At 70.5% G+C, this 13,634-nt stretch carries 1 protein-coding gene (only partly in view); it reads left to right on the top strand.

Going from position 1 to position 13,634, the window contains the following annotated elements:
- A protein-coding gene (locus tag ACFQ9Z_RS35855) for a UvrD-helicase domain-containing protein (protein WP_383030023.1) crosses the window boundary here: on the top strand, positions 1-13,634 show its end. It extends 15,064 nt beyond the left edge of the window; only the last 13,634 of its 28,698 coding nucleotides appear in the window; its start codon lies beyond the left edge, outside the window; its stop codon occupies positions 13,632-13,634.

Raw genomic sequence — 13,634 nt, 5'->3', positions numbered from 1 at the left:
GCCTCGTCCTCGCCCAGCAGCACGCCGTCATCCGCACCATGATCAGCCGCTACGGAGTGCTGCCCTCCACCGAACGCGGATCAGGACTCGCCGCATTCGTGCGGCGGATGGACGAGCCCGCCCAGTGGCGCGCCTGGCGCGACGAACTGGTCGGCTCCGGCTACGGCATCTGGCTCGGAGGACCCAACCTCCCTGAGGATCTGCGCGCCCTGGGGCGCCTCGACCCCGCCCCCGACGGCATTCTGATCACCACCCAAGGCAGCCGCACCCGGCCCACGCTCCGCACGGTCATGCGCTGGGAGGAACTGCCCGCCTGGGTCCAGCTGGGACTGAGCGACCAGACGCGCCGCGAACTTCTCGCAGCTGACGAGGAATACGTCGCCGCCGTCGCCGCCACCTCGGACGGCAGTGCCGACCGGAGCCGGCTGAGCAACGCCGAAGAGGCGGTCTGGGATGCATTGCGAGCCGCCGGCGCGCCGACCCCTCAGGCCCTGGCCGCGTCCTGGAACCGCTACCTGGCACCCGCCGCACAGCCGGAAGCGGACTCGCTGTTCGAGCTGGAGCCCGCCTCCCCGCAGGACGGCCCCTACGCCAACCTTGAGGAGTTCACCCGTGCCTCCAAGGACGTGATCACCGCGGCATGGGCGCTGACCGCCCATCCGCAGTGGCCGGCCGCCGACCCGCGCACCTGGCAGCTGCGCGAGGCGATCGCGGCCGCACGGGCCATGGGCCCCAGCATGCCTTTTGAGGTCGTCCGCTCGACCCTGATGCTGGCCCGCGCCACCCAGAACCCCGACCTCCGTGACGTCCTCCCGCCAGAGTTGGACCCCGTCTTCGCCGCGCTCGCAGACGAATCCCGCCAGCACGCCGACAAGACGGCCGCCACCGCGTGGAGCGGAGCGTGGCGGCAGGTGTTCCCCACCGCGATGGAACTTTGGCACGAGGACCCGTTCCTCATGCCGCGCCTGGGCTACCCCGACCCGCGCCAACGGCCGCTGGCAACACACTCCATGGAGCCGCTCGGCGAGTACGAGGCCTTCGGCAACCAGACCTACGAGCAGACCACCCACCCCAGTCACCCCGACCGGCTGTGCTACCGCGTTCCCGGAGCGGACGGCTACACCGTCGTCCAGGAAGCGATCTGGAGCGGCCCTGCCTACACCCTGCGAGCCCCCGACGACACCATCGTGGCCACCCTCGTCAAGGAGGGCTCGGGCTGGCACACCGTGATGGGGCAACACCTGCCCGGCCACACCAGTCAGCCGCTCACCATCCTGCCCCGGCAGCCGTACGGGCCGGACAACTTCCACCACGCGGTCCTCAACGCCCTGCGCGTCTGGGCCCAAGAGACCGGCCAGCCGCTGCCCGGCCACCCCACCTACCCCGACGAGATGCGAGTGTCCTGGGCCTTCGCCGACCTCGAAGGCGTCCCTGCCGCTCTGCGCACCGCCGCCCGCCACGCCTGGCCGCTCACCTACACCCAACAGCCCGCCCTCAACCGCGTCCTGGACGCACTGGATCAGGTCCAAGCCCACGACCGCATCCAGCTCGACGACAGCCAGATCCGCACCAAGGCCGACGCCATCGAGCGCCTCGCCCCCGCCGTGGCCGCGCTGCGCACCCAGCTCGAGAACGAGCAGCAGCACTCCAGCGACCTCTACGGACTCGTGCGCGTGCTGGCCGGACACGCCCACGAGATGCCCGGACGTCTGCGCGCCTTCGCCGACAGCCGCACCACCCCCGCACCCGAACCTGCTGCTGCGCCGACGCCCGAGACGGCGGCCCTGGCACCGGAGGCATCGATGACCACCATCCCCGCACCCGGCGACGACATACCGGTGACGGAGGGCGGGGTCTGGGAGCCCGACTACCCGGTGCCCGCCACTGTCGACGAGCTCTGGAGGACAGCCCAGGCCCGAGAGTGGAGCATGACGCGCGAAACCATCCCCGGCAGCTACAGCACCGACCGGTTCAAAGTCGTCCTGGAAGCCCACACCACCGTCGGGCACTGGAAGTTCGGCCTGGAATGGGGGCTGCGAAAGGGCCGGTACGCCGTCGACAAGCAGCGGTCCTGGGCCTGGTGGCCCGACGGGCGCACCGGACCGCGCGGTGGCGAAGTACACCCGACCGTGGACGATGCCCTCAACGCCATGCGCCGCTACGAGGCCGTCCCCGCCCTGGCCGAACAGGAAACCCCCGAGCCTGCCGAACAGGCCGCCACGCAGGCTGCAGATCAGGTCGTCACCTCGTCCGCCGACTCGAGCAGCGCCGCCGCACCGGACGCCACGCCGGCCCCGACGGCCGACAGCCGCTACACCACTCGGGACGTCGAAGGGATGCCCGGCTACTGGTGGCGGTTGGAGCCTCCACGAGCCACCGACCGCTACACCACCGAGCGTGTCACCGTCGGCTTCGGCGACACAACGATCGGTGAGGCGCACGGGCCCGGGTGGCAGGGCAGGACCGGCTGGACGATCCCCGACGACACCGAGCTGCTGCAGGGCGGGCACACGTCGTCGGAATGCGCGAAGCTGCTCGCCGCACGCCACCAGGCCCAGCAGCAGGCCGCCGCGCCCGCGGCCGGGACTCCTGCCGCCGCGTCTGCTGGGCAAGCGGACGAAAGCCCCGACATGCCGTTCGACGCGCAGGAAGTTGCGGGCACGCCCGGCTACTGGTGGCGTCTGGAGCCTCCGCGTGAGGGCGCCCGCGACGACGTCGAGCGCATCACCGTGGGCTACGGGACCGAGCAGATCGGGCACGGGCGCGGCCCCAACGGCTCGAGTGGCGCCGTCAAGTGGACGATCGTGGTCGGCACCGACTACATGCCTGGCGAACGCACTCCGTCCGCCAGTGCGAAGAAGATCGCCGAACGTCACCAGGCTCTGCAGGAGGCCGCACTCGTCACCGGGCCCAGGCCCGCGGAAGTGGTGTGGATCCACCACGAGCGTGACCACGGAGAACAGACCCGCACCTACGTCTTCGGTGTCGCCGAAAGCGACACGGATGCCCGGGCAGCGCTGGAAGCCGAGGACTTCATCCCGATGCCCAGCGCTAACGCCTGGGTCCAGCGGAAGGGGACTCGCCCGGAGACACGGGCCTACAAGACGGGCCTGTTCGTGCGGCGCATGCTCAAGCACGGCCGCTCCATCGCCGTCCACTACAACCGCGACGGCGCACCCGCCGACACCACCCTGCCCGAGCTCGACAACGACCGGCGCGGCGGACTCGACGCCCTCACCGAGACCGAACGCAGGGACTGGAGCCCGCTCGAGTTTCAAGCCGGGGACCAGGTCCTCCTGAAGGGCTCGCACAGCTGGTGGCACACCGTCACCGATGTCCAGCCCGGGCAGCTCAGCACGGAGCTGGAGACCGCCCTCTACAGCGACGTCCTGGCCCGCCGGCGCGGCCAGGAGCTGCTGACCGCCGCCGACCCGGTCGGTGAGATCACCACGGCCCGCCCCGGCAGCATCAGCCTGCGCGGTGCGGCCCCTGCAGTCCTCGAAGCCGAGCAGGCCCGGCTGGAACTGCCGTTGGCCGAGGCCGCACACGCTCCCTTCGTCGAGGCTCGCCGCGCGCAGATCGCCACCGAGCGGGAGCGAGTGTCGGGGGTCCTCGCCGGCAGGGAGAAGCGGCGTGCCCAGATGCAGGCGATCCTCGGCAACCAGAAGGAGCTCAAGCGCCTGAGCGGCCGCCTCGTGCACAACGAGGCCGGTGAACTTCTGGGAGCCGTCGTCAGCCGCGACAAGATGCCCCACCCGCCCCAGACGCGGAAGCAGAGCAGGAAGTGGATCTTCGTCGACCGGGACGGCAACGCCGTAGGCGCGTTGGACCGCAAGCAAGACGCGGAGCAGTACGCGATCGACCGCGAAGACGATCTCCACGCAGTCATCCCCGCAGGCTGGCGCGGCGGAGCCTTCACACAGATCGAGCCCGGAGAAGTCGTGCGCCTGCCCGATTCGCAGGGCCGCCGCCTCACGCCGGAGAGCTGGACCCCGGAATTCACCGTGCGAAGCATCAGCCGGAACCCGGACGGCTCGGTGACCGTGGACGGAACACGCCAGGGCACAGCCGTTAGCTTCCACCTCAGCGCGAAGGAGGCGCAGACCGGGCCCCTGCGCAAGGCCGTGGGCGAACTGGCGCTGCTCCCCGAAACCATCGTCGCGCGCGCGGCACGCCCCGCCCTGCTCGCGGCACTGCAGCACCCCACCGACGGTGTGGCCTTCCCGTTCATGGGCCATGACGAGCTGACGCGCGCCAGGCAGGCCGTGACCGCCGCCGCTGAGGTGATCGAGAGCAGGCCGACCTCGCTGGTGAAGCTCCGCGAACAGGTCAGCGCGGCGCGCGATGCCCTCGCCCACCTGGCGGAGGCGGCGAGCGCGGACGGCGTGGACCTGATGCCCGAGCGGGCCCGCGCCGCAATCGAGGTGATGGAGTTCTGGGCGGCCCAGCTCGAGGACCTTGAGCCCGCTGCCGCGCGCATGATGGCGGCAGCGGCGCCGACAGCTGACGTGCAGAGCGCCGTGGAGGCTCCCGCTGCCGAACAGAGCCCCACCGTCGGCCCACAGCCCGGCGAGCCAGTATCGGCCGGCACGCCCCGGACGCAGGTGCGCAGCGAGGATCCCGACAGCGCCCCCGCACCGGTCACACCGGACAGCGGGGCCCGACCGGAAGGCCAACTGCGCCTCGACGGACCGGGTGCCACCCTCCCGCGTGACGATGACCAGTCCGCGGATGAGGCGGCCGGACCGGACCACGGCGCATCCGGGCAGGCCGCAGAGGAGGGGAGGCAGCCGGACGAGTCCGAAACCCCAGGCGCTCCGGCGCAGGCACGCCCGGAGGACAGCCCGGTCTCGCTCTATGACGCCATGCGGCTCGGCGGGCAGGAGGTGGCCCGTGCCCTGCTGGCGCGCGTCACCGTGGGGGAATTCGCGGCCGACGGCGAGTTCCTGCGCGCCCGGGTTCTGCTGGACGGTGAAGACATCGGCTCCGTCGTCACCCGTCCCGACGGCGGATACGCCGCCACCACCATCGAGAACCACACGACGAGGCACCCGTTCGAGACCGTTTCCGGCGCGGTCGCCCAGGTCGTCCAGTCCTACGACGACTGGGTCGCCACCGGCGAAGACCGGGTGGCTCGTGCCCGTGAATTCGGGCTCGAGCAGACGCCTGCCGCGCCCGAGGGGGTACTGCCCGAGGGCGCCGTGCCCGTGCCCGGCTTCCCCGACTACCACCAGGTCAGCGCCTATCCCGGCACCGTGGTGTACGGGCCGGGGAACCGGAAGATCGGCTCGGTCGAGAACCGCACCTACAACCAGGGCAAGCACAAGACCCTGTACGGCGACGACAGCCCCATCAAGGGCCACGACACCATCGAGCGTTCCGTTCGTCATCTAGTGGAAGTGCACGCCGAACTCAACGACGTGCCCGACAACCAGACGTGGTTGAACGTGTGGATCGAGCACCACCCCGACCACACCAACGTATGGGGTGCCTCTGAGCACTACCGCGAGCTCGTTTTCGCGCTCGAAGTCGTCGGCGGCCCGCGCGGCTTCAACCGGCGCAACGGGGTGGACGTGGCGCACCGCCAGCACGGCACGTCCCAGCACACCATGCCGATGAACCTGACGTACGAGAGCCGCACCGAGAAGGTCAACATGCTGCGGGCGCTGTTGTCGGCGCGCGGCCGCGAGATCCCCGTCTTCGAGAGCCTTGAGGCCAAGCAGGAAGCCGAAGCCGCCGACAGGGCACAGACGGCCGCGCCCACGCCCAGGCCCACCGCACCAACACGCGAGGCCGGCGCCGGGGCAGCGGACGCCGCGGCACCGACAGCCCAGCAAGAGCGCACCGCACCCGTGCACCCCTCCGCCGGCCAGCCGACCCGAGGCCAGGCCGCGCACGGCATGGCAATCCACACGATGGATGTCGATGACCTCGACGAGATCATCGAGGCGTTGAGGGACGCCACTGATCCGCTGTCGCTGGCCTACCGGCTGCGCGCCGAGCGGCGCCGCTGGGCCCTGCTGCGTCAGGAGGCCGAGGACTGGGTGCCGCAACCGGAGTACGACACCGAGGGCAACCTGGTCGAGCCGTCCCGTGGGCAGATCCTGCGTGAGCGGGCCGACGGCTACCGGCTCAACCCCAACGAGGCCCAGGGCGCCGTCACCAGCATGGACGACCTGCCGCCCGCGAAGCCCGGCGGATACAGCGATGACCGCTGGGCGGAGATCGTCGCGGCCGCCGCAGCGGATGAGGCGTTCCCGCCCACCGCCGAGCAGGACATCATCATAGAAGCCGCGGCCCGGCGAGGCCTGGACCTGCGGGTGATGGCCCTGGCTGGCACCGGCAAGTCCACCACCTTGAAGATGCTGTCGCGGCGCATGCCCGACAAGCGCATCCTCTACCTCGCCTTCAACCGGTCGGTCGCCGACGAGGCGATCGAGGCGCAGCAGCGCGGCGAGTACAGCAAGAAGCTCACCCCGACCACCGCGAACGCCTACGCCAACAGCATGGTCGACGAGGCCCTGCTGACCCGGCTGAACTGGCCGAAGCTCAACGAGCAGCAGCTCGCAGACCGGATGCGCTGGCGCTCCCGGATCCGGGCCGGCAGCGAATCACTGTCCCCGCAGCAGGCCGCGTACCTGGCCAACCGACTGCTGACCGAGTGGGCCAAGTCCGCCGACAATGAGTTCGCCGCCCACCACCTACCGGACACCCTCTCCCACCGCGAAGCGATCTTCGCTGCGATCCGGCCCCTCGCCGCGCAGATGTGGGACAACCTCACCGACCCGAAGGCGACCAACAAGGACCGCGATCTTCCACTGTCCTTCGACCACACCGTCAAGATGTGGGCGCTCTCCGGCCGGGTCCCCGACACCGATGTGCTGATGTGGGACGAAGCACAAGACGTCAACCCCGTCATGGAGTCGATCGTCGCCAACGTCCGCGAAGCCGGCATCCAGATCGTGGCGGTCGGCGACTCCAACCAGGCGATCTACGGCTTCCGGGGAGCGACCGACGCCCTAGGACGGCTGCCCGCAGACGCGACCTGCACGCTCACCCAGACCTTCCGCTTCGGCGATGCCGTCGCCGACATCGGCAACCGCTTCCTGCGCCTGGGCGGCACCCGTATGCGTCTGGCGGGCTGGGACCGCAAGGCCTCCCAAATCACTGAAATCACCCCGGGTGACGAGACCATGCTCATCGCCCGCACCAACGCAGGAGTGGTGCTCGGCGCCGTCGATGGACTGCGGGCCGGTCGCAAGGTCGCGGTGTCCGGGGGACTCAGCGACCTGCGGAAGTTCCTGGAAGCCGCGGAGGCGCTGCGCGAGGGTGAGCGCACCAGCCATCAGGAACTGGCCCGCTTCAACGGCATGGCCTGGGACGAGATCCTGGAGACCGCCGAGAGCGAGCCCGAACTCAAGCAGCTCGACAGCATGTTCAAGCTGATGGAGCGTCACAGCCAGGAACTCGACGCGCTGCTGGAGTCCGTGCGGATGCCGCGGCCGCTCGTCGAAGACGACGGCGAGCGCCTCTATGTGAAATTCTCCTTCGGAGACGGCAACTTCCGCACCACGAAGGAGTGGCTCAAGAGCAAGGGCGTCGGCTTCGGATGGGACGACGACGGCAAGCGGTGGAGCTTCCCGCCGCCGAGGAAGTCCGCCACCTCCGCGACCGAAGCCCAGCGCCACCGGCTGCGCGAGCGGGTCGAGCAGTACATCGCCGACCACTACATCGCCCCTGCCAGCGACAACGGCGGGCAGGTCGTCGACCAGGCCGCGCCGCATGACCTCCTGGTGTCCACCGCGCACAAGGCCAAGGGCATGGAGTCGGAGCGTGTCCGGATCGCCGGGGACTTCCACGGCCCCAAGGAATCGGCCAGCGGCGGCATCGACTGGGACACGATCCCCGACGACGAGCAGCTGCGCCTGGCCTACGTCGCCGTCACCCGCGCCACCGACGTCCTGGACGCCGGCTCGCTCGGCTGGATCTTCGACGTCACGCGCGACGACGACCCGATGAAGGAGCCGGACGGCATCTACCTGCGCGCATGGCAGGTCAGCGACTTCGAACCCGGGAACCGGGTCACCTTCTGGAGCGAGGACGGCGAGAGCCTCCTGGAGGGGGAGATCGCGGACCTCGACGGCACCACGCTGCTCGTCCGCACCGAGGACGGCCTCACCGCGCCGGTCGTCACCGGTCAGATTGTCCGCCGTGACGGGCAGAACCGGCCGCGCCTTCCCATGGCCAGCGACGAGGAACTGGATGAGGCCGTGAACAGCGGCCAGTTCGTGCCGCCGGGGGCATCACACCCGAGCGGCACGGCCACGCCGGACACGCCAGTGCCCAGTCCCGGCGCCGCGCGCAGCACCGGTGGCCAGGCACCGGCGGTAGAGAACACGCCGTCCGCCGCCGACGGCATAAGGGAGGAAGCCTCGGTCGGCACAACGGAAGCCAGCGAGCAGCAGGCTCCGGCGGCTCCCCCCACCGCAGACGACACGCCGCAGACGGCCCCTGACCGGGAAGCATTCACGGCGCTCAAGCCACCCGAGGCCCAAGCCCTGACCGCCCCGGACGGCACCCTCTGGTGGGGCGGCAAGGCGTCCGAACGCAAGACGGCGATGACACAACCAGTCCTCGTCCGGCTCACGTTCGGTCCGCGCGGCGTCGTCGACGTCGAGAATGCTGCCACCGGCGAGCACATCGACCGAATTCGCACCGGAACATCGTTCTTCGCCGCAGCCCCGCTCATCGCTGAGCAGCACGAGCCGCCCACCACCGCCGCGGCCGACCAGGAAGCCGCTCCCACCGAGGAGACGGCCCTCGCCGCGCAGCCCGCCACCGCAACCGGTGACGCGCCGACCGCCGCCGACGCCACCGAACCCACAGCGACCACCGGGCAGGCGCCGACCACCCAGGATCCTGCGTTCGAGGTCGTCGCCCGGGCCACGGACGCCGGCAGGCGCTGGGCCGTCGTCGACCGTGCCAACGGGGACACCGTCTGGATTCGCCACCAGGGCCAGGAACCGCTTGAAGCCGTATTCGCGACCAACGAAGCCGCCGAGCGCATCCGCAGCAGCCTCATCCTCGCGCCCGACCTGCGCGTCCCCACCCCCAACCCCGCAACCCTCGCCCCCGGCACGACCGAGGTACAGCGACACGAGCCGGGCCCCGCCCTCGCCCCGGTCCTGGGCAAGGTCATCGCCAAGGACACCCGCGGCACCGACCAGCTGATCAAGGTCCAGGTCGGTGACGAAGCCCGCGGCAGGCGGGTCTACATCACCTGGAACCCCGTCGGCGCCGACCAAGTCCAACTCCACCAGTCGGTGTACCTCTCCGGCACCCTCGGTGCCGAGGCCACCTTCCGCGGACGGCTCGAAACGCTGGTCGAGGGCGGCACGGTGGAAGGCGAGCAGGCCGCCCACGACCGCCGCAACCTCACCCAGCCCGCCCCCGAGGGCTGGATACCCGCCGACCCGAGCACCCTTCCCGCCCTCGAGGCCGGCCAGCAAGTCCGCATCCTCGACCCGCACCACCCCGCGCACGCGACCAGCGGCCAGTCGACTGCACAGCAGCTGTACAGCACCGTCAGCGTGGAGCTGGCCGACGGCGACTACTTCATCGGCGTCACGTCGGACGGCCGCACGGTGGACTTCACCCGCGACCAGCTCGTCGCGCTGCCGGGTATCAGCTCCTCCCGGGAGCCGGAGGCGACCGGCCCGGCTTCCGCCCCGGAGCCGGACACCTCGCGCGAGGTGTCTGCCGCGCAGCTCAGCGCCCTTCGCAAGGACTTCGCGCCCTACCACAAGCGGGCCGACCGGTGGACCGTGGCCGAACTCGAGCCGCGCCCGGACGGTACCCGTGTCGAAGTACTGCTGCGCACGAGCGGGGAGTGGGCCCGGGTTGCCGAGGTCGGACCCCACAATTTCAGAGACGAGCGCGGCCACTTCCATGGTCTCGAAGAAGTGCTGGCATGGCGGGACGCCACCCGCCTCGTCACCCTGCAGGACCGTCCCGAGCGAGCACCCCGCCCGAACGCGGCGCCACCCGTCGTGGTGCGCGAGGCCGCTCCGAAGCCCCCGCTGTTCTCCAGCCCGCCGCAGAGCATGGCATCCGCTGAGCTCGAAAGCCGGGCCACGGCCCTGGACCAGTGGCTCAACGCGTACGCGGCACAGGGCGACACCGGTGCCAGTGTCCGGGCCGTCGAGCTGCGTGACGCGCTGCGCGCTGAGTTGGAGCAGCGCCGCCGGCGCAGGATGGACGCCGAACAGCTCGGCGGCATGGAGGCCTTGCTTCAGGATCTCGCCGACCTTGCCCTGGAGGCGGCCGACCCGGGTGGCGTTCAGGGCGTCCTGCGCAACGGCGCCCGCCTGGGCACCGTCGTGGCGAGCGTCGAGGGCTACCACTTCGTCCCTGACGGTCAACTGGCCCTGGCCGAGGGCACCGCTTACGCCAGCCCCGAGGGCGCCGCGGTCGCACTCAGCCGATTCCTCGCCGGAGTCCCGGAAGACCAGCCACTCCACGCGCCCGCAGGGCCCGCGCCGGTTCCGGCGCCGCGCTTCGTCCTCACTCCCGAGGAGCGGAAGGCCGACCCCACGGCCGACTCCAACATGCTGCTCAAGGCTCACCTGAGCAGCGTCGTCCGCTACAAGGCCGACCCGGACCAGCGCAGCCAGCAGATGATCATTGAGCTGTGCCGCAAGCACGGAAAGCCCGAGGCCGGCACCCACCTGAGTTCTGGCGGCCGACTCGCGATCATCACGGTCGCGCCCGAGCGCTACGAGGTGCGGGCACCGGACCGGCTCACCAAGGTCTTCGGTCCCTGGGGCGAGCAGATCAAGACCCGAGAGCGCGCCAACCGGATCGCGGACGCCCTGGAGAGCATCCGGGACGAACAGGGTCGTCTCTTCCCCTGGGACATGCCCAACCCCACCCTCCGGGCCCTGCCCATGAAGGCCCTCCACTGGAAGGATGAGCACGGCCACGACATCAAGCAGGCAATCCTGCATGTCCTGGTCACCCAGGGCCTGGACGAGCGGGACCGACGCTACGCGAAGGAGTACTACAAGAGCACCGGTCGCCGCCTGACCGCGCCCGCTCCCCAGACCGCGCCCCGGCCCGCCCCCGAGCAGACCGACCCCTCCATGCCAGCCCCTGGCAACTTCGTGATCACCAATGTCAAGAAGGTCCTCGGCGAGGTAGCCGCAGCGGACGGCACCTTCTGGTGGAAGGGCGAAGTCAACAACCCGCAGGCGACCCAACTGCGCTCGAACCTCGAGCCCCTGGAGGTTCCCGTCCTGGTGCGGATCGAGGAATCCGCCGACGAGAAGGGCGCGAGTATCGGCTGGGTCCGGGTCCTGGACGCCGCCACGGGCGACCAGATCCAGAACATCCGATCCACCAGCCACGTCTTGGTGGCAACGCCCCTCACACCGAAGTCGGCAGCGGAAAATGCCCCGGTGCAGCGGCGCTTCGCATCCCTCAACCAGGTCCGCACCCACCTGATGGCCGCGAAGATTCCTGGCCTCCGCCCGGGACGCCGCACCGACCTGATCAAACTCGCCAAGGACCGCGAACTGGTGGAGCTCACCGGCGACGGCCAGTTCGCCATCCGTCGGACCGGTGAGACCTTCGAAGTGTTGCCCGCCGGCAGCGGCCTGCCCTTTGACGGACTTCTGCCCGACCTCTACCTCAGCCCCGAAGCCGCCCGTGACCTCGCCGTCACCCCGCAGCCGCTGGAGGGCCTGCCCTCCCTGGAGGAAGCCCGCGTCTTCGCCGGCCGACTCACCGAGCTGCGAACCACCGGCGGGGAGCCGATCGACTGGAGCGACCCGAAGCTCGGCACCCGGCTAAGCGCCACTGACCTCGTCCACCTCAACCACACGGTTCTGGAAGAACGCGCCCACCACGACCGCGCGAACGAGAACGCCAACTCCCTCAGCGACGCCATGTGGCGCCTCTTCGAGGACCAGCCTCAGCGCCCCGAGCAGAGCACGAACACCATGCGCTGGGCGGACACCCTGACCCCCGGTGACTGGGTCTGGCTGCGGATCGACGACGAAGACAAGGCCTGGGAGGTCATCCAGCGCACTGACACCCAGTTCGGCACCGTCGCGATCACCCTGGACGACGACCGCACCTGGCACCTGCCCCGCAACCTGCCCGTCCGGCACCCGGGCGACGACATCGTCACAGGCACAGACAATGAGCCCATCGGCCTGCGTCTCGGGGCGGACTTCGTCCTCGACGACGACGTCATCGAGTTCGACCTCGCCCCCGACGGCACCCCGCTCGCCCCGACCGGTGCTGCCGGAATTGCGGCACCCGACACCACTCGGATCCGCGGCCGCGCCCGCGTCACCCACCAGCACCCCCACGGAGGCGGCGAACGCACCTACCTGCTGGATTCCACGATCGTCAACGGAGCGGACGTTGAGCCAGCTCCGATGAAGTTGGTGGCCACCGCCTTCCAGCTGCCCGAGCACGTCTACCGGCTTTCCCTGCGCGCGCCGCTCGCAGCCGGGGAGTCCCAGCCGCAACCCACCGCTCTGCCCAGGCCCACCGTGCAGCCGGTCGCGGCACCGGAGCCCACGGGCACCGAGCCGGACACGGACCTTGAGCCAGACCCGGACGTCAGTCTCGAACTGACTCCCGAACTGAGGGCCGAGCTGGAAGAGGACCCGGACCTCGATCTGGACATCGAAGCTGAGCTCGAAGCCGACCTGGAGGCTGCATCCGAACTCGACTCCGACGCCGGCATGCACTACGACCCCGAGCCGGAGGACGCCTCGGAGTTCGAAGCCGACAGTGAGCTGGACTCCGCGAACGAAGCTGACGCCGAGCCGGAGCGGGATCCGGAGCCCGAGCCGGAGGGGGAGGCAGAACCGCAGAATGTGACGTCGCTCCCGCCTCGGCTGTCCGAGGGGGAGGAGCTGCGCTTGAGCCTGTTGCGCCTGCTGAGCGCCCCAGACGCTCCCACAACACCCACTGAACACACCGTCCTCGACGACGCCCCGCTCTACGCACGGGTCGCACACAGCCCCCGGCATGGACGGGTCGTCCAGTTCGGATTCGATCCGACATCGCCTCGCGCCGCCGCCCAGTTCACCGCTGCGGAACTGCAAGGCGCCACCGGAGAACAGGTGCTGCGCGGCGTGCTCGCGCGGCGCCCCCAGTCGCTGCCGACAGAACCCGGACCGCTCGTCCCCGACCGGCTGCGCGAGGACCTCCTGGAGCTCATGGACAGCCCGGCCGCGCCCAGCGTGCCCACTCTCCACAGCAAGATGAGCGCCCTCAACCTGTACGTGGCAGTCACCGGACACCCGGAGTACGGCAGCGTGCTCCGATTCGGATTCGATGACAAGTCCGCACCGGCCGGCCTGTTCACCCGGGACGACCTCCAAGGCGCCACCAGCGACAAGGTCGTCCAGATCGTGGAACGCTACGGCGAAGCCTTCGTTCAGCAGCGCTTCGACACCGACCGCGCGCTCCGGGTCCGCGACCGCCTGCAGGCCGCAGCTCAGCAACGCCAGACGGGCCAGCAGCCTTCCGCTGCCGCTCCGTCCGGACCCATCCGTCAGCACCGCCCGGACGAGCAGGCACCGGAGGCTGCACCGGCTGCTGCACCGAGCCGGTGA

This window comes from Streptomyces sp. NPDC056580 (assembly GCF_042793175.1).
GTDB lineage: Bacteria > Actinomycetota > Actinomycetes > Streptomycetales > Streptomycetaceae > Streptomyces.
Note: the sequence above shows the minus strand (reverse complement) of the source record. Positions and strands in the feature narration are given on the sequence as shown.